The organism is Pseudomonas sp. NFACC45, from assembly GCF_900113505.1.
GTDB lineage: Bacteria > Pseudomonadota > Gammaproteobacteria > Pseudomonadales > Pseudomonadaceae > Aquipseudomonas > Aquipseudomonas tehranensis.
On sequence record NZ_FOPO01000014.1, the window covers coordinates 171,136 to 189,598 of the forward strand.

Annotated in this window: 19 protein-coding genes; 8 read left to right on the forward strand and 11 right to left on the reverse strand. The window is 59.2% G+C overall.

Going from position 1 to position 18,463, the window contains the following annotated elements; translation table 11 throughout:
• Positions 1–18: 18 nt before the first annotated feature.
• The 3 genes from BM132_RS24540 to BM132_RS24550 all read right to left on the reverse strand — a co-directional run bounded on the left by BM132_RS24540 (position 19) and on the right by BM132_RS24550 (position 2,485).
• The gene (locus BM132_RS24540; protein WP_092459347.1) at positions 19–567 is read right to left on the reverse strand and encodes a DUF4174 domain-containing protein; all 549 of its coding nucleotides are present in this window, start codon (positions 565–567) and stop codon (positions 19–21) included.
• 280 nt (positions 568–847) lie between these two features.
• Positions 848–1,633 (reverse strand): sulfite exporter TauE/SafE family protein, encoded by a 786-nt coding sequence (locus tag BM132_RS24545; RefSeq protein ID WP_047227884.1) that lies wholly within the window; start codon positions 1,631–1,633, stop codon positions 848–850.
• Positions 1,634–1,735: 102 nt separating this feature from the next.
• Positions 1,736–2,485, reverse strand: coding sequence for a hypothetical protein (locus BM132_RS24550; protein WP_092402944.1), 750 nt, complete (start codon positions 2,483–2,485; stop codon positions 1,736–1,738).
• Positions 2,486–2,780: 295 nt separating this feature from the next.
• On the opposite strand from BM132_RS24550, the gene BM132_RS24555 reads away from it, so the two are divergent.
• Positions 2,781–3,932 (forward strand): aldose epimerase family protein, encoded by a 1,152-nt coding sequence (locus tag BM132_RS24555; protein ID WP_092459349.1) that lies wholly within the window; start codon positions 2,781–2,783, stop codon positions 3,930–3,932.
• 108 nt (positions 3,933–4,040) lie between these two features.
• On the forward strand, positions 4,041–4,862 hold the full coding sequence (locus BM132_RS24560; RefSeq protein ID WP_092459351.1) for an aldo/keto reductase: 822 nt from the start codon (positions 4,041–4,043) through the stop codon (positions 4,860–4,862).
• Between the two features lie 197 nt (positions 4,863–5,059).
• On the opposite strand, the gene BM132_RS24565 is transcribed toward BM132_RS24560, so the two are convergent.
• Positions 5,060–7,423: a DNA polymerase II gene (locus BM132_RS24565; RefSeq protein WP_092459353.1), complete on the reverse strand. Its 2,364-nt coding sequence runs from the start codon at positions 7,421–7,423 to the stop codon at positions 5,060–5,062.
• A 310-nt stretch (positions 7,424–7,733) separates the two neighbouring features.
• Here BM132_RS24565 and BM132_RS24570 point away from each other — a divergent pair, with 310 nt between their 5' ends.
• The 5 genes from BM132_RS24570 to BM132_RS24590 all read left to right on the forward strand — a co-directional run bounded on the left by BM132_RS24570 (position 7,734) and on the right by BM132_RS24590 (position 11,690).
• Positions 7,734–8,174, forward strand: coding sequence for a CBS domain-containing protein (locus BM132_RS24570; protein WP_092402952.1), 441 nt, complete (start codon positions 7,734–7,736; stop codon positions 8,172–8,174).
• Positions 8,175–8,244: 70 nt separating this feature from the next.
• A complete protein-coding gene (locus BM132_RS24575; RefSeq protein ID WP_092402954.1) occupies positions 8,245–8,841 on the forward strand; it encodes a paraquat-inducible protein A in 597 nt (198 codons plus the stop codon).
• On the forward strand, positions 8,838–9,497 hold the full coding sequence (locus BM132_RS24580; protein ID WP_092402956.1) for a paraquat-inducible protein A: 660 nt from the start codon (positions 8,838–8,840) through the stop codon (positions 9,495–9,497). Before BM132_RS24575 ends, BM132_RS24580 begins: the two co-directional genes overlap by 4 nt.
• Positions 9,478–11,136 (forward strand): PqiB family protein, encoded by a 1,659-nt coding sequence (locus BM132_RS24585; RefSeq protein ID WP_092402958.1) that lies wholly within the window; start codon positions 9,478–9,480, stop codon positions 11,134–11,136. Before BM132_RS24580 ends, BM132_RS24585 begins: the two co-directional genes overlap by 20 nt.
• A 17-nt stretch (positions 11,137–11,153) precedes the next feature.
• Complete coding sequence (locus BM132_RS24590; protein WP_092459355.1) at positions 11,154–11,690, forward strand: PqiC family protein; 537 nt, start codon at positions 11,154–11,156, stop codon at positions 11,688–11,690.
• A gap of 69 nt (positions 11,691–11,759) precedes the next feature.
• Here the strand turns inward: BM132_RS24590 and BM132_RS24595 are convergent, their stop codons facing one another.
• Positions 11,760–12,389, reverse strand: coding sequence for a glutathione S-transferase family protein (locus BM132_RS24595; protein WP_092459357.1), 630 nt, complete (start codon positions 12,387–12,389; stop codon positions 11,760–11,762).
• 251 nt (positions 12,390–12,640) lie between these two features.
• Between BM132_RS24595 and BM132_RS24600 the strand changes: the two genes are divergently transcribed.
• Entirely contained in the window at positions 12,641–13,075 is a 435-nt protein-coding gene (locus BM132_RS24600; protein ID WP_092459359.1) for a phage infection protein, read from the forward strand.
• A 149-nt stretch (positions 13,076–13,224) separates the two neighbouring features.
• Here BM132_RS24600 and BM132_RS24605 read toward each other — a convergent pair whose 3' ends face one another.
• From BM132_RS24605 to BM132_RS24630, 6 genes are all read right to left on the reverse strand, one after another.
• Positions 13,225–14,319, reverse strand: coding sequence for a DUF1615 domain-containing protein (locus tag BM132_RS24605; protein WP_092459361.1), 1,095 nt, complete (start codon positions 14,317–14,319; stop codon positions 13,225–13,227).
• Between the two features lie 387 nt (positions 14,320–14,706).
• Positions 14,707–15,681 carry a porphobilinogen synthase gene (gene hemB / locus BM132_RS24610; protein WP_092402966.1) on the reverse strand — a complete coding sequence of 325 codons (975 nt, stop codon included), beginning with the start codon at positions 15,679–15,681 and terminating at the stop codon, positions 14,707–14,709.
• A gap of 114 nt (positions 15,682–15,795) precedes the next feature.
• Positions 15,796–16,641 carry a PhzF family phenazine biosynthesis protein gene (locus BM132_RS24615; RefSeq protein ID WP_092459363.1) on the reverse strand — a complete coding sequence of 282 codons (846 nt, stop codon included), beginning with the start codon at positions 16,639–16,641 and terminating at the stop codon, positions 15,796–15,798.
• 8 nt (positions 16,642–16,649) lie between these two features.
• Positions 16,650–17,348: a glutathione S-transferase family protein gene (locus BM132_RS24620; RefSeq protein WP_092459365.1), complete on the reverse strand. Its 699-nt coding sequence runs from the start codon at positions 17,346–17,348 to the stop codon at positions 16,650–16,652.
• A 117-nt stretch (positions 17,349–17,465) separates the two neighbouring features.
• Positions 17,466–17,870, reverse strand: a complete 405-nt coding sequence (locus tag BM132_RS24625) for a hypothetical protein (RefSeq protein WP_092459367.1) — start codon at positions 17,868–17,870, stop codon at positions 17,466–17,468.
• Between the two features lie 2 nt (positions 17,871–17,872).
• On the reverse strand, positions 17,873–18,463 hold a 591-nt coding region (locus tag BM132_RS24630; RefSeq protein WP_305728330.1), incomplete at its 5' end, for a scabin-related ADP-ribosyltransferase.

The window sequence follows — 18,463 nt, forward strand, 5'->3', positions numbered from 1 at the left end:
ATCGCCTGCCCGATCCGATCAATCCTCCAGCGGCTTCGGCGCAGTCACCGGCTTGCCCGTCTTGCCAGCCTTGCCCCCCTTGCCTTCCTGGGCCGGCGCGGCTTCAGGCGCGGGAGTCGGGGCTGGCGCCGCCGCTTCCTTTTCTGCTGGAGGCAGTTTATCGACCGTGTCGAAGATGTCCTTCAGCTCAATCGCTCCTGAGTGCTCAAGCTTCTTTTCTCCGTCCTTGCCCACCAGGATGATCTTGGTCTGGGCACCGGCCCCCAACTTGAGTGAACGTATCAGCGCCATGGTGCTTTGCGGGTCCAGGTCTTTGCCGTCACGCTGCCCCATCGTGTTGAGCACGGTGTAAAGCACCAGGTTGCGCTCGGAAAAACCCTGTTTGCCGGCCGGTTCCTCCAGTGCTTTTTTCAAGCCGACCCATGCAGGATCGACGGTGCTCGGCGCGATGACAATCAAGGGGCGGGATTTGCCCTTGTCCGCGGCCAAGGGTGAGTCGCCATCCGCAGCGAACAAGGGACCAGCAATGGCCAGCAAGGTAGCGAAGGTCAACGACCGAATGAGCATGCGCCTCTCCTTTTGATATCTACGCTGTACTGATTGCGCATGGCGGCGATTGTTCCGTGACAGTCGCCCATTACCGCGTCTGCCTGCCTTGAAGCTTAGGCCTGAGGGGTCATTGCGCAACCGTGGCGCAGGAGATGAACAATTTCGTTACAAGAGTCGGGCACAACTTATGTGGGAGCGAGCCTGCTCGCGATGGCGCACAGTCAATCAAGCAGATGTTCTGCTGTACCGGCCTCATCGCGAGCAGGCTCGCTCCCACATTGATTGGTGCGCAGGTGAGTTAGAACGCCAACTTGAACCCGATCATCGCCAGCATCACTGCCAGGCATGGGCGCAGCACCTCATCGGAAATGCGCCCCGACAAGTGACTGCCCAGGTAGATGCCCGGCAACGAGCCGACCAGCAGGTAACCCAGGATGTGCCAGTCCATGTTGCCCATGCTCGCGTGGCCCAGGCCAGCGACCAGGGTCAGCGGTACGGCGTGGGCGATTTCAGTGCCCACCAGGCGCTTGGTGACCAGGAATGGATAGAGAATGAACAGTGCGACGGTGCCCAGCGCGCCAGCGCCAATGGAGGTCAGTGCGACCATGACGCCCAATATCAGGCCAGTGACGACGGTGAGTACATTGAGCCGCGAGCCGGTGGGATTGTAGTGACCGCCTGCACGATCATGGGCAAATTGCAGGAGGCGTTTCTTGAACAGAATCGCCAGGGCGGTGGCGAACAGCACAAAGCCCAAGGCTTGCTTGATGATCGCGTTCATGGCGTCGGGCGAACTGTGCAGACTGCTGAGAAACCACAGCGTCAATCCAACCGCTGGCACACTGCCCAAGGTCAGCCAGCCGGTGATGGCCCAATCGATGTTGCGGTTTTTGGCGTGAACCAATACACCGCCGGACTTGGTAATCGCCGCGTACAGCAGATCGGTACCCACTGCGGTTGCAGGGTTGATACCAAACCACAACAGAATGGGGGTCATCAGCGAACCGCCGCCCACGCCGGTCATACCGACGATAAAACCGACGACCAAGCCCGCTATGACTAAACCGACATTACCGAAATCCATTAAGCGCGACCGCATGAAATAAAATCTGGTCGCGAGCATAGCGATTTTTCTTATAACCACCTATACCGATGTGATCTATCTTTATTCCCTTTTCCTCTGACGTTACTGAACCGGCAGGAAGTTAAGAAAGAGCAGACTCTGGGCATAGTTCAGACCGATCCGCCGGTAGCGCTCGTCCAGCATTTGGGTGAGCAGGTCCAGGCGCGCAACGATTTTTCCAAACTCCACGGCAAAGCTGAGATTGCTGCCCTCCTCCGAAATCTCATTGGAAAACAGCAGCGGTTTGCCGTCTTTGTCCAGTCGTTGGCTGAGTATCCAAGTGGCTTTTTCGATGTTGCGCGCCGCGTTGCTGACAAAGCGCGGGTCGATCGTATCGGTCATGTAGAACTCGAGACGATTGCCATGGGCCGTGACCAGCATGCTGCCAATGGCGTAGATGAACGCCCCCACCCGATCCCCCAGGAACTCAGGGCTCATGGCATAGCTCAGGGCGGCCAGATCCTTCTTGCCGCCCAGGGTCGGTAACGGCTGTTGTTGCTCGATGGCCAGGCGCACCTGCTTTTCAGCGGCTCGGGCGTCGAGAAACCCGGACTTGCGCAACTCTTCGGGGTTGCGCAGATAAAGCTTGTTCATCAGCAGATAGAGGCTTTGCAGGTTGTCATGCATCGCCAGTGTGGCCATGCGGTCAACGCTGGTCTGCAGCAGCTCCTGGGGCCTGGTGTTGCTGAACTGCGTGACCATGTCCTGCCCCTGCTGATGACTGCAACCGCTGCCAAGCAACATCAACACGCCGGCCAACAGCGCTGAACAGCGACGTCGCGACACCATCACGAAATGAAAAACACCGGCCATCGAGTCTCGGTCTGGGCTTGGGGAGGCGGTGGGGCTCGCCGCTTCCTGGCCATGGATAGAGCGGCAAAAAACGTAAAAGTGCGATGGACGAGGGAAAACCCCAAAGACGGGAAAGATCCGCACCACTCAATTAGTATGACTTTTTAATTGATTAATAACGATTAATGGCTATATATCCCTTCTAGCCTTTCAAATAGAAAGACTACTAACCGAATAAACCTTCATCGCTGTCCGACTAAACACCGGACTCGACCCGCGTTCCAAACAACAACAAGACAGGAAGGAAGGTCACACCATGCTTGAATCCAGACATCTGCTCACGGCTCTCGGAGTGTCTCTGATGATCGCCACCTCTGCATCCCAGGCCGCCGGCCTGAGCAATGAACGCGCAGCGTTCGGCAAGACCAACGACGGTACCGCGGTGGAAAAATTCGTACTGCGCAACAGCCACGGCATGGAGGCCACTGTCATCACGTACGGCGGGATCCTCCAGTCACTGATCGTGCCGGACAAGAATGGCCAGACGGCCGATGTGGTGCTGGGCTTCGACGATGTGCAGGGTTACCAGAAGAACGGCAATGTGTATTTCGGCGCAACCATTGGCCGCTTCGGCAATCGCCTGGCGGGCGGTGCATTCGAGTTGGACGGCAAGCGTTACCAGGTGCCGCAGAACGACAAGAGCAACTCCCTGCATGGCGGACCGCAAGGTTTCGACAAGCGCGTCTGGAAGGCCGAACCCCATGATGGCAAGGACTCGGTGGGTGTGACCCTGACCTACCTGTCGGCCGATGGCGAGATGGGTTTCCCTGGTGCACTGAAAACAGATGTCACCTACAGCCTCAATGAACAGAACGAATTACGCATCGAGTACCAAGCCACCACCGACAAACCCACGGTGCTGAACCTGACCAACCACAGCTATTTCAACCTCGCCGGTGCCGGTAACGGCGACATACTGAAACAGGTCGCGACACTGCACGCCGCCCATTACACCCCGGTGACCGACAAGCTTATCCCCACCGGTGAGTTGGCCCCCGTGGCCGGTACGCCGATGGATTTCACCAAGCCCACCGCCATCGGCACCCATATCAAGGCTGATCATCCGCAGCTCAAATTCGCCGAACCCAAACAGGGCGGTTTCGATTTCAACTGGGCGCTTGACGCCAAGGGTGACGTGAGCAAACTGGCCGCTGATGTCCATGATCCACAGTCCGGACGGCGCTTGCAGCTCTACACCACCGAGCCTGGCGTGCAGTTCTATACCAGCAACTTCCTCGACGGCACGGTCAAGGGCAAGCAAGGCAAGGTCTATCCGCATTGGGGCGCGTTCACTCTGGAAACCCAACACTACCCCGACTCGCCCAACCAGCCGAACTTCCCGTCGACCCGGCTTGACCCCGGCCAGACCTACACCCAGACCATGGTGTTGACGTTCTCCGCGCAATAAATCCTGCCCTTCGAAAAGATCGTTCTCACCGCGGTGGGGACGATCAACCTTGAACACCTGGTCTATCCTGCTGCCACACGTCTGATGTTCTGCAAACAGGAGGTAGACATGAGGACTCTGGAACTGGCTGGCGAGGCCGTACCGGTGATTGGCCAGGGCACCTGGCGCATGGGTGAAGAACCGTCCCTTCACAAGAAGGAAGTGGCGGCCCTGCGCCTGGGCATCGAATTGGGCATGACGCTGATCGACACGGCGGAGATGTACGCCGAGGGCGGCGCGGAAGAGGTCGTTGGGGAAGCGATCACCGGCCTGCGGGACCAGGTTTTCCTGGTGAGCAAGGTGTATCCCCACAATGCCAGCCGCAAAGGCATTCCCCAGGCCTGCGAACGCAGCTTGCGGCGACTGGACACCGATTACATCGACCTTTATCTGCTGCATTGGCGCGGGCAATACCCGCTGGAAGAAACCGTCGAAGCGTTCGAACGCCTGCGCGAAGAAGGCAAGATCGGCCGCTGGGGCGTGTCGAACTTTGATGTCGCGGACCTTGAAGAACTGGCGTCACCGGCCTGCGCCACCAACCAGGTGCTGTACAACCTGCAGGAGCGTGGCATCGAGTTCGACCTGTTGCCCTGGTGCCAACAGCAGCGCATGCCAGTCATGGCTTACTGCCCGGTCGGCCAGGGTGGGCAACTGCTCAAGGACCACACCTTGACGCAGATCGCCGAACGCCATGGCGCAACCCCAGCGCAGATAGCCCTGGCCTGGCTGTTGCGTCAGGACAATGTCATTGCCATTCCCAAAGCCGTTCAGACTGAACATGTGCGCCTGAACGCCGAAGCGGCCAACCTGAAGCTCGCCCCCCAGGATCTGGCGGCGCTGGACTTGATGTTCCCGCAACCTGAGGGCAAGCAGCGGTTGGCGATGGTTTAGCACGCCCCGAGCGACGCGCTTTTCGTGGCGAGGGCGCTTGCTCCCGCTGGGGCCGTAGGAGCTGTCGAGTGCAACGAAGCTGCGATCTTTCCCCAGACACTTGAGTCTCAAGCGAAAGATCAAGATCAAAAGATCGCAGGCTTCGCCAGCTCCTACAGAGCGCAGCGGGAGCATTCCCAACAACACTGGCGCATCCGTCAGAACAACCCCATCTGCCCCCCCACCAGGGTCGAGAAATCGTCATCCACAAACGGCAGAATCGCGTCCGCCACCGGTTGCAGCTGTTTGGTCACGTAATGGTCGTAATCGATCGGTGCGCTGCGGGTTTCCAGCGGCTCGGGGCCGGCAACCGTGATCACGTAGCTGATCCACCCGCCGTTCTGGTATTGCCGCGCACGGCCCTGGCGCTGGTTGAACTCGTCAGCCAGTCGCGCGGCCCGCACATGCGGCGGTACGTTGCGTTCGTAGTCTTCCAGAGGCCGGCGCAAGCGCTTGCGGTAAACCAGCCGATCATCGAACGCTCCGGCCAGGGTCTGGTGCACATAATCGCGCACATAATCCTGGTAAGGCTTGCGGTGGAAGATCCGCCCATACAGCTCCTGCTGGAACTGCCGGGCCAGCGGCGACCAGTCGGTGCGCACGGTTTCCAGGCCCTTGTAGACGATTTCGTCACTGCCGTCGGCGCGGGTTACCAACCCGGCATAGCGCTTCTTGCTGCCCTCTTCCGCGCCACGAATGGTGGGCATCAGAAAACGTTTGAAATGGGTTTCGAACTGCAACTCCAGTGCGCTCTCCAGCCCGAACTCATCACGCACGTGTTCGCGCCACCACTGATTGACGTATGCCACCAGTTCCTGGCCAATGGACGCTGCCTCTTGCTGACCGTGGGCCCGGCGCAACCAGACGAACGTGGAGTCGGTATCACCGTAAATCACCACATGCCCCCGGGCTTCGACCAACTGCCGGGTGCGCTGCATGATCTGGTGACCCCGCAGGGTGATGGAGGACGCCAGCCGCGGATCGAAGAAACGGCAGCCACTGGAACCGAGCACGCCATAGAAGGCGTTCATGATGATTTTCAGTGCCTGGGACAGCGGTGCATTGTGTTCACGCTTGGCGGTTTCCCGGCCTTCGGCCACCCGCGCCACGATGGCCGGCAGGCAATGCCGCCTGCGGGAGAAACGTGCCCCGCGAAAGCCCGGCACCGACTGGCTTTCGTCCGGGTGGCGCAGGCCTTCGATCAGGCCTACCGGGTCGATCAGGAAGGTGCGGATGATCGACGGATACAGGCTCTTGTAGTCCAGCACCAGCACCGACTCGTAGAGCCCCGGCTGGGAATCCATGACAAAACCACCCGGGCTGGCCTCGGGCGGGCGCTGGCCTAGGTTCGGCGCGACGAAACCCTGGCGGTGCATGAGCGGCATGTACAAGTGGGTGAAGGCCGCCACCGAACCACCGCTGCGGTCCGCCGGCAGACCGGTGACGCTGGCCCGCTCCAGCAGGAACTTGAGCAGCTCGGTCTTGGCGAAGATCCGCGTCACCAACTCACAGTCCTTGAGGTTGTAACGGGCCAGGGCCGGTTTGTCCTCGGCAAACATGCGGTTGATCTCGTCCATGCGCTGGTACGGGTTGTCGATGGACTTACCCTCTCCCAACAACGTCTGGGCGACATTTTCCAGGCTGAACGAAGGAAAACTCCAGGTCGCCGAACGCAGCGACTCAATGCCGTCGATGATCAGCCGGCCTGCCGCCGAGGCGAAAAAGTGATTATTGCGCGCGCCATGCTCACGCCACTGCATCTCCTCCCCGCCTCGCCCCAGGCGTAGCGGCACGGCCAGGCGCCGGGCGTGCTCATGCAACACGCGCAAATCGAACTGCACCAGGTTCCAGCCAATGATCGCGTCGGGGTCGAAACGGGCAAACCAATCGTTGAGTTTCTTGAGCAGCAAAGTGCGCGATTCACAATATTCGAGCTGGAAATCCACGGCAGTATCGTCGCCATTGGGCGGGCCGAGCATATACACCTGACGTTCGCCGCAGCCTTCAAGGGCAATGGAGTACAAATCGCCCTGGGCGGTGGTTTCGATGTCCAAGGACACCAGACGCAATGGCGGACGATAATCGGGCGCCGGTTTCATCTGGGCGTCCAGCAGCAGGCCATCGGCGGCCTCGATGCCACCGAACCAGACCGGCGCGGTGATGAAACGCTCCATCAGGTAGCGTTCCGGTGGACGGATGTCAGCTTCGAACACATCCACGCCGGCACGACGCAACGTGGTATCCAGGCGCATCAGTTGGGCATGTTGCCGGCAATACAGGCCCAGCACCGGGCGGTGCTCGAAATCCAGCAGGTCCAGGGGGCGTAATTCAACGTCCTTCTCCCCTTGCAGCAAAGCTTCGACCTGACCGCGCTGAATCTGCGGCACGAACGCCACCGAAGGTTGCACCGGCAGGCGCAGGCGACGGGGGCCGGCGTCGGTCGCCAGCCAGAATTCGACTTCGGTGCCGGCCGGGGTATCGCGCCAATGCCGGGTCAGGACGAAGCCCTGCTGTAAATCCACCGCTGCAACCTCGAATTTTGCGTAAGTTGCGATTCTACCTGTGGCGCGGGGATTTATCTGTGGGAGCAAGGCTTGCCCGCGATGAAGACGGCGCAGTCTCCCAGGGAAACGAGGCGCCCGCATCGCGGGCAAGCCTTGCTCCCACCGTGGCGAAAAATCCCCTCGCCCCAACAGTGTATGGCCTCACTTGGGTGGTGAACTCACCGGCTATGACGCTTTTGGACGACTGACTGCCGCTTTAGCGCTTGCTCTGCGCCGTTGGGTCTACGATTCTTAAACCACCCGCAAAAACAACACCTGAGGCTTCCCCATGAAAACCGTCGCGCAGTTGCTCCGGATCAAAGACGAGAAAAACCAGCAAGTGCACACCATCTCACCGGACGACATGGTGCTGCAGGCCCTGATGCGCATGGCCGAGAAAAACGTCGGTGCTTTGCTGGTGGTGAAGAACGGCGAAGTACTGGGGATCATCAGTGAGCGCGACTACGCACGCAAAATGGTCTTGCATGGCCGCTCTTCCGTCGGCACGAAAGTGAGCGACATCATGGTGTCACCCGTGATCACGATAGACCCCCACCAGAATGTCGAAGCCTGCCTGAGCATCATGACCGAAAAGCATCTGCGGCATTTGCCGGTGGTAGAAAACGGCAAGCTTGTCGGTCTGCTGTCCATTGGTGACCTGGTCAAGGAAGCGATTGCCGAGCAGGCCGACCTGATCCGACAACTGGAGCAATACATTCGCGGCGAATGACCCGCTCGGGCGGGTTGCTCAATCTCAACCGCCTTCTATATTGAAGGAGTTGTTCCTGCCGAGCATCCCGATGGCCGATACCGACCGACTGATCATTTGCGAACATTGTGATGCGGTGTACGAGCCGATGGTGCTCGCTGCGCATCAGAAAGCCTCGTGCGTGCGATGTGGCGCGGTGATCCAGCGCTACAACGGCCTGACCATTGAACAGCGCCTGGCCTTGAGCGTAACGGCAGCGGTGTTATGGGCCTTCGCCAACATCTATCCTGTGATGAGCATCCGTCTCCAGGGCCTGAGCAACAGCGCGACGCTGTGGGATTCCATCGTGGCGCTGAGCCAGGGCCCCATCACCTTCATCGCCCTGGTGGCCGCGGTGGCGATCATCATCGCACCGGTCTTTCAGTTGGCTCTGCTGATCTGGGTGCTGGCCTATGCCTACGCCAACCAACGAGCGCCGGGGTTCAGCCTGTGCATGCGCGGCCTGGAAACCCTGCGGCCGTGGAGCATGCTGGAGGTTTGCCTGTTGGGTGCGCTAGTGGCGGTGATCAAACTCGCCGGGCTGCTGGACGTGCTGCCGGGCATCGGCCTGTTTGCCCTGGCCGCCCTGAGTCTGCTGATGATCCGCATCGCCGGACGCGACGTGCGCGATTTGTGGGACAACCTATGAACCGCGAACCGTTGCCTCCCCCGCCCTTGGCCCGCGACCTGAACCTGTGCCTGTGCCACAGCTGCGGCCTGGCCTGTGACATGAGCGACGAGCCCGAAACCTGCCCCCGCTGCGACGCCCCGTTGCACCGGCGCAAACCCGACACGCTCACTCGTACCTGGGCTTACATGCTGGCGGCGTTGGTGTTCTACATTCCGGCCAACCTGCTGCCGGTGATGAATACCCAGATGCTCGGGGATGGCGCCGACAGCACCATCATCAGTGGTGTCATCGAATTCTGGCAAGGCGGCGCCTGGGACATCGCCCTGATCATTTTCATCGCCAGCATCGCGGTGCCAGGCATCAAGTTCGTGGTGTTGACCTTGCTGCTGGTCACCGTGCAGCGGCGCAGCACCTGGGCCCAGGTTCAGCGGGCGAAACTGTATCGGCTGGTGGAAGTCATCGGTTATTGGTCGATGCTCGACGTGCTGGTCGTGGCGCTGGTGGCGGCGCTGGTGAAGTTCCAGGCACTGAGCGATATCGAACCGCGACCGGGCATCCTGTTTTTTGGCCTCGTGGTGCTGTTCACCATGCTGTCGGCCATGAGCTTCGACCCGCGCCTGATCTGGGACACCCCACCATCCGAGGAGGCCATGGATGAAGTCGCAAGCCACTGACGGGCAGCAACCGGCACCCGGTCGCGCCCACGTCACCAGCCGCCGCTGGACGGTGTCGCTGGTATGGATAGTGCCGATCATCGCGGTGCTGGTAGGGCTGTCCCTGGTGGTCAATAACTGGCTGCAGGAAGGTCCGACCATCACCATTACCTTCAAGACCGGCCAGGGCCTGACCGCCAACAAGACACCGGTGAAATACCGCAACGTGGTCATCGGCCAGGTCACCGACGTGCAGTTGAGCGACGACCAGAAGAACGTCACCGCTACGGTCAAGCTGGCCAAGACGGCGGATACCTTCACGCATGAGGACTCGGTGTTCTGGGTCGTACGGCCGCGCATCGGGGCTGGCGGCATTTCCGGGATCGATACCCTGCTGTCGGGGGATTTCATCGGGGCCGACGCCGGTCAGTCGAAGGTTCGTGCCAAGTCCTTTACCGGCCTGGAAGCCCCGCCACCGATCACCTACGGAGAACCGGGCAAGCGCTTCACCCTGCATTCCCAGGACCTCGGCTCACTGGACATCGGCTCGCCAGTGTACCTGCGCAAGATTCCCGTGGGCCAAGTGGTGTCCTATGCGCTGGATGCCGATGGCAAAGGGGTCAACATCGACGTATTCGTCAATGCGCCCAACGATGTCTACGTCACCGAAAACACCCGGTTCTGGAACGTCAGCGGCGTGGATGTGAACGTCGGGGCCAACGGTTTTGCGGTCAAGACCGAATCACTCTCGGCGCTGCTGGTAGGCGGCATCGCGTTTCGGGCACCGGAATACAGCCCCAACGACACCCCGGCCAACGAGGACAAGACGTTCGAGCTGTTTGCCGACCAGCAGAGCGCCCTGGCCCCGCCGGATGGCAAGGCGCAATACCTGGCTTTACGTTTTGATCAGGCACTACGCGGCTTGCGGGTCGGGGCGCCGGTCGAATTCCTGGGCGTCGAAGTGGGCAGGGTTGTAGCCATCAACCTGGATTTCGATGAGAAGCAACGCAGCTTTCCGGTCAACGTCGGCGTGGTGATCTACCCTCAACGCCTGGGGAAAGCCCATGAGAAGCTGCTCAAGTCCCTCAATCACAACCCGGACGACGAAGCGGCCGGCGCTCGCCTGATCGGCAGTTTCGTCGAGCGCGGCCTGCGTGCCCAGGCCCGCAGCGGCAACCTGCTGACCGGGCAGTTGTACATCTCGCTGGACTTCTACCCCAAGGCCGAAAAAGTCGCTTTCGATGCTAACGCTCGCCCCGTCCGCGTGCCGACCATCCCGGGCAGTCTCCAGCAACTGCAAGAACAACTGCAGGCCATGGTCGAGCGAATCAACAAGCTGCCCCTGGAAAGTGTGGCCAGCAACTTGAACGGCAACCTGGTGGAATTGCGCAAAGGCCTGGCCCAGTTCAACAGCAAGACCTTGCCAAGCGTGCAAAACACCTTGCAGGACGTGAGCAAGACCCTGCAATCGGCCAACTCGACCCTGGCCGAAGATTCGCCGCAACGCGAACAACTGACCCAGACCCTGGACGATCTTGGGCGTATGTCGCGTTCGTTGCGCGAGCTGTCCGACTACCTGAGCCGCCATCCCGAATCACTGCTTCGCGGCCGCCCCAAGGATGCACCGGCGCAAAACCTCACATTGCCGGTGAAAGAATGACTACAGGAGCACGCCCCATGCCGCCGATGCTGAAACTTACCCTGGTTGCCTTGGCGCTGCTGCTTGCTGCCTGCCGCGGCGACCCGATTCAGTACCACACCCTCAGCCCCGCTCAACCGGCCGGCCAGCCACGCACGAACATGGACATCCAGCTCGAGCAGGTGAGCGTTCCGCCTCAAGTGGACCGCGCGCAAATGGTCATTCGCCAAGGCAACAGCGGGCTGGCGATTCTGGAAACGCAGTGGTGGGGCGCCAGTCTGGCCGATGAACTGCACAGCAGCCTGGACGAACAACTGAGCAACCCCGGCGCCCCGAAGTTATTGCTGCGGGTGGAAGTGCAGCGCTTTGATTCGATCCCCGGCCAATATGCCCGCATGGACGTGCAATGGCGCCTGCGTGAGCTGAGCAACGAAGCCCGTACCCTGACCTGTCGTAACAGCCTGCAAACGCAGGCAGGAAGCAGCATCGACGAACTGGTGACGGCTCATCAGCAAAATGTCCGGCAGTTTGTCGGCCTCGTTGAGCAAGCTGCTACCCAAAACGCGTGCCCTTGACCAGGGGCGTGCGCTCCTTTTGAACGTTCGCTCCAGGAAAGCTCGCAGCCTCGTTACACTCGTCAGCTCCTACAAGGGCCAGTGCAGCGACAGCACCGGCGCAATGCGCGGATGGCGGTCGATGCGCTCCAGTAGCTCGTAGAACGGTGGCCGGGCCTTTAGCATGGCCTGCCGCGTGTCTTCCCACTTCGTGACCACCGCCGCCAGGATATCCAGTGCGCCCGGCTCGGCACCGCTGAGAAAAGGGCGAGCCGAAAACTGATCGGCAAACAGCGCCCAGTTGCGATACAGCCGCTGCCGGGTGCCCGTTACCAATTGCTGCCGGGTCGCTTCATCAGCGTCGACCAGCCAACGCTCTGGAAAATCGATGATGCCGATGGGCGTGTAGCAATTGGCGACGATATAGACCAGGCCCCGTATGGCTTGCGCACGCTGGGCGGGATCTTCCGGCAGCAACTTCGATTCGGGGAAAACCAGGCCGAGGTGAATCAGAATTGCCGCAGCCTCGGTCAGCACCGAACCGTCCGGTAACTGCAAGGTCGGGACCTGTATTTGAGGATTTAACGTTTTGAGTTCTTTCGCCGCCTCGTTGTCTTCGGTCGAATAGGCATCGACACGGCGATAGGGCACACCACACAGGCACAGAGCGATCTCCACAGCCGAGGAGCCCGATTGCCTGTAGCCGAATAACTGATACATGAACTTGCCTCCTGCGTTGGGATAGCCGGTAGAACCCGCAAGCCGATCAGTGTTCCACCCGGCAGACGACACGCACACTCTTGAGCCTGCCCGCAATGCAGGCTGGACCGATCATTGATGTCGGCTGGCAGCAACTCAACGAGCTATCACCGCCGTCGATATTCACCATCAGGCCAATGAAGTTCTCTTGATTGGCGCCCCGGACAACAATAGCTCCACACCAACCCACTGCATCCCCGGAGCACACCATCATGAAACGTCAAATCATCCTCAGCCTCGCTTTCTCGGTACTGGCAGCCAACGCATTCGCCGCCGCCTCCCACCCGGTCGTTGCCGAAGGTGGCTCTGATCGACTGATCGAAAAACGTGTTGCCGAAGGCGGCTCCGATCGCCTGATCCAGAACCGCGTTGCCGAAGGTGGCTCTGATCGCCTGATCCAGAACCGCGTTGCTGAAGGTGGTTCTGATCGTCTGCAACAGAATCGCGTTGCCGAAGGTGGTTCCGATCGTCTGAAACAGAACCGCGTTGCCGAAGGTGGCTCTGATCGTCTGCAACAGAACCGCGTTGCCGAAGGTGGCTCTGATCGTCTGCAACAGAACCGTGTTGCCGAAGGTGGTTCCGATCGTCTGCAACAGAATCGCGTCGCTGAAGGTGGTTCCGATCGTCTGACTCAGAACCGTGTATGAGTTGTTCAATCCAAATGCGTGACGAAACCCAACTCAATGTGTGGCGAAGGAGCCCCCTCGCCACAATGCTTCAAACACCTCTGGAACCTAACGCATCACAATGAACGCCCGGCCTTATCCGCCGGGCTTTTTCATTGCCCACTGATTACCTAGCGCCCCGCAGCCCGGGTCATACAACGCCGGTAACGCTCATCCACCCGCTTGGCGAACCACGCCGTGGTCAGCTTGCGCGTGATTTTCGGGCTCTTGAGCACGATTCCCGGCAACACCGCCCGGGGTAACTGTTTGCCCTCGGCCTTCTCAGCCAATTCGAATACCCGCTTGTACAGTTTGCTGTCCTCGAATGCCAAGCTGTCGCCCTGCTCCAACTGGTCGCGAATGGTCGGGTTGCGCATCCCCAGCGACTTGCCCAAGGTGCGCACCGCCAACTCGGTGCTGCCTGGCATGATGGAATCATGCAAGATCAAATCGCCGTCGAGGGCCAGGGGGATGCCTGAGGCACGACTCACCGCATGCTGAAATGCCGCGTTACGACTGGCGTACCACCCGGCATTGAAATCGGCGAAACGATACAGCGGTTCGGTGTAGCTCACCGGATACCCCAGCAGATGCGCAATACCGAAATACATCCCGCCGCGACGACTGAACACCTCCCGACGAATCGACCCCTCCACCGCATAGGGATAATCCCGGGCATTGGCCTGGGCAAACGCGATGCTGACCTGCATCGGCCCGCCGGTGTGCACGGGATTGAAGCTGCCGAACAGCGTCTTGCCCAAAGGCACCATGCCAATGAAGTCATCGAAAATCGCACTCAACTCCTTCTCGCTACGCGCGGCATTGAGCCGATCACTGTAGCTTTTGCCATTGGGCGAACGCACCTGGAGCGCGCCGCTGATCAACAGACCTGGAATGTGCATCTTTGCCGCCCGACGGTCGATTTCCTGCCGGGCGATCTTGCCCAACCCCGGCACCGCCGGATCAGCCTGGAATGTCGATTCCTGTTCAGTCACCGCCAGGACAGAACAGATATTCTGCGTCGTGGGTGAGATTTGCTGAGCGGCAAAAGCCACGTAGATATCCGTCGCCCAGCCTTCGCGATCGACGGTCTTGGCCGGCAGCAATCGCACGATCTGCGCCTTGACCTCGGCGGGTTGACGCTCAGGCTCCTGCGCCTGGCGGGTGCCGCAACCGGCCAGGGCCAGCAACGCGGTGAGACTTATCATCAAACGATTGAGTTGCATGTTGCTCCATCAAGTCTGTTATTGCGCAGCAACCATACGATCAAAAGCAGACATGGGCTATGTCCCGTTCATCTGGGCAACAAAATAGTCCGGGAACAACACGAGTTCGACCGCCACCAGAATCCTCCCGGCGAAGCACGCATTGTGGGAGCAAGGCGTGCCCGCGATGTCGGAGGCATAGCCCGCATTGATGCAAGCTGGCCCACCGCTTTCGCGAGCAGGCTCGCTCCCACAAAGGGCGCTGCGGTGAAGATGATTTTGTGCCCGACATTGATCAACTGTGGGAGCGAGCCTGCTCGCGATGACGGTGGCACATCCAGCATTGATGCAAGCTGAGCCGCCGCTATCGCGAGCAAGCTCAGCTCCCACAGAAACTGCAGTTCGACTTCAAATCCCGCTTAACGCCAGATCCATCGCAAAATAGGTGAAGATCAGGTCCGCACCGGCGCGTTTTATCGCGCCAAGACTTTCTCGCACTACGCGGGCTTCGTCGATGGCGCCGGCCTGGGCGGCGAACTTGATCATCGCGTACTCGCCGCTGACCTGATAGGCCGACAGGGGCAGGTTTGAAGCCTGGCGAATGTCGCGGATGATATCCAGGTACGCGCCGGCAGGTTTGACCATCAGTGCATCGGCCCCTTCCTGCTCATCGAGCAATGATTCGCGCAGGGCTTCGCGGCGGTTCATCGGGTTCATCTGGTAGCTTTTGCGGTCGCCTTTCAAAGCACTGCCGCCCGCCTCGCGGAACGGGCCGTAGAGCGCAGACGCGAATTTGGTTGAATAGGCCATGATTGCCGTCTGGCTGAAACCGGCTTCGTCCAGGGCTTTGCGAATGGCCTGGACCTGCCCGTCCATGGCGGCGGACGGCGCAATCACATCGGCCCCGGCACGGGCTGCCGCCACGGCCTGTTTACCCAGGTTGAGCAAGGTCCGGTCATTGTCCACCTCATGCCCATGAAGCACCCCGCAATGGCCGTGATCGGTGTACTCACAAAAACAGGTGTCGGACATCACGATCATTTCCGGTACCGCGTCCTTGCAGATCCCGGCCATGCGCGACACCAGGCCGCGCTCGTTCCAGGTGTCGCTGCCATCGCTGTCCAGGTGATGGGACACGCCAAAGGTCATCACGGCCTTGATACCGGCACGGGCATAGCGCTCGATCTCACCGGCCAGTTTCGATTCAGGAATGCGCGCCACGCCCGGCATGCTCTTGATCGGCACAAAGTCATCGATTTCTTCTTCGACGAAAATCGGCAGCACCAGATCGTTCAGGGTGAACTCGGTTTCCTGGAACAGGCTGCGCAGACTCGCATTGCGACGCAGGCGACGTGGACGTGCTTCGGGGAACTGGCTAGACATGGGACTCCTGGAAAATGGCTGTTCGATCGCAGGGGACAAAGCTTATGCCCTCACCGTCCTTGGGCACAAACGTCGGCCGAAAAACAGAGTTTTACCGGCCGGGCAATAATCGGCTTACAAGGTCAGCGAGCCATTGATGCAGGTCACCACCGCACCACCAATCCAGACGTCCTCGCCCACCTGCTCAACATGAATCCGCCCCGCCCGGCCCATGGTCAAGCCCTGGCTGACCACATAGCGCGACGGAGCCAGTCCCTTGGCCAACATCCACTGGGCCAGCCCGGCGTTCAGGCTGCCGGTGGCAGGATCCTCCGGCATGCCGTCGCCGGCAATGAAACCGCGCACTTCAAATTGCGCCTCGTCGCCATCCACGGCCGGTTGCCAAGGTGCGATGACACCCACGGCCAGATCCAGCAACTGCGGGTAATCGGGCTTGAGTGCCAACACTTGCTGGCGACTCTTGAGCATCAAGGCCAGCCAGCCGGCACCATTATCAACCCACTGCGCCTCGACAATCGCCTCGGCCTGCAACCCCAGCCCCTTGCGCACCCGCTCCAACACTTCAGCCTCTAACGGGCCGGACTTGAGCAAGGGCGGCGCCTGAAAAGCCAAGCCGAAATCGCTGCGGCGAATTCTTACCAGGCCAACGCCACACTCCTGCACGATCTGCGGCCCTTTCGGCACGCCTCCAGCCTCCAACCAGGCATGACAACTGCCCAGAGTCGGATGGCCGGCAAACGGCAGTTCAGTCGAGGTGGTGAAAATGCGCACCCGGTAATCGGCCTCGGGATGCTGCGGCGCCAGCAGAAAAGTGGTTTCGCTGAGATTGGTCCAGTTGGCAAAAGCGGCCATGCGCTCGTCACTGATCTCGTCTGCCCCGAGCACCACCGCCAGCGGATTACCCTTGAGCGGCACTTCACTGAACACATCCAATTGCTTGAAATTGAAACAGCTCGTCATCGGTCCACTCATTCCGGAATTTTCAACCCGCGTGCCACCGCCGGCCGCGCCAGGAAACGCTCCAACACCCGCGTAACATTCGGGAAATTCTGGATACCCACCAACTCCCCCGCTTCATAAAAACCGATCAAGTTGCGCACCCATGGAAACGTGGCGATATCGGCGATGGTGTAGCGCTCACCCATGATCCAGTCCCGGCCTTCAAGACGACCCTCAAGCACCTTGAGCAGACGTTTGCTTTCCTCGACGTAACGGTCACGAGGTCGCTTGTCTTCATAGTCCTTGCCCGCGAACTTGTTGAAGAAACCCAACTGCCCGAACATCGGTCCGATCCCGCCCATCTGAAACATCAGCCATTGGATCGTCTCGTAGCGCGCTGCCGACTCCTGGGCCAGCAACTGTCCGCTCTTGTCCGCCAGATAAATCAGAATCGCCCCGGACTCGAACAACGCCAACGGCTGATCCCCCGGCCCATGAGGGTCGAGAATCGCCGGGATCTTGTTGTTGGGGTTCAAGGAGAGGAACTCCGGGGACAGCTGATCGTTGCTGGCGAAATCCACTTTGTGAGGCTCATAAGGCAGGCCGATTTCCTCCAGCATGATCGAGACTTTCACGCCGTTGGGGGTCGGCAAGGAGTAGAGCTGGATCCACTCCGGGTATTGGGCGGGCCATTTTTGGGTGATGGGGAATGGGGTTAGGTTGGGCATGGAGCGGGTTCCAAAATGAGTGGACAAAGGCAGCATAGTCCAAAATTATTTTAGTGGTGTCAGGCAATCTGTACTTGCACTACTGCTCCGCGAACTAAAAACTCATCTAGCATATACCTATTGATTAGGCTCTCTCAAAGACTCCATCCAGAGAAAAAAATAATCTTTCTGCAGCTGAGGATCACTAACTATATCCTGATCATCATAATCAAATATATTCACGAGATCCAGCCTGGACGCAGGCTTACCCAGAACACATTCATAAGCCACTATTCCAGAGGTCATCTGCGACGACATACTTGAAGGACGCACATTTCGTTTGGCCCCCTTACATAAAAATTTCGAATCTGAATGCTCTTTTATAATCTTCCCAAAACACTCATATACATCTACCCCAGTGTAAATTTTCGACCAGCCACTTTCAAAGGTGAGTTCAATACTTGGCTTTTGCTCATCCACATCGAGAATCACCTCCTCCCGATGTTCACCCTTGATTATTGAAATAATTTGTCTATCCGTCATTTTTATTCCCTCTGAGGGTTAGGCAAAGAATAACCTACGTAAGTACCATCCTTCTTTAGAGGAGTAACACCAATTATATCCTCCGGCTTTACTCGACCAGGAATTGCAATCTCATGCTCATAGCTAAAAGGTAAATACTTTGCTGGAATCTCCTTATTTACATCACGCCCATAGATTTTTTTCAACACATAGAGATACCCTTTCCGGGTTCCATATTTTGTTCCGAAATCAATCCCAACATCAACACTCGTTGACGTACTAACATAATTACTTGGTGGATTTCTGTTATCCAAAGCATGCAGTAGCAAATCGGTACTTTTTCCCAAGCTTACAAAGCCCTCCTTAAAAATTATCTCTGGCCCCCTCAAATCTCCGCGATAAAGATATGCCGGCTTTGGTGGGGGTGCTTCACCCTCCCCCACCAAAACCTTCGTCGTCGGGCTTTCAACCCCAACCGCCGACCTGCACCCACCCTTCCCCGGACAATCCACCAACCCCAACGGATCCACCCACCCCGTCGGGTTCAGGGTGTAGCGATATCCGTTAAGCCCACCCGCCAGTTTGCTCGGGTCGGGCGTCAAGTAACGGCCGGT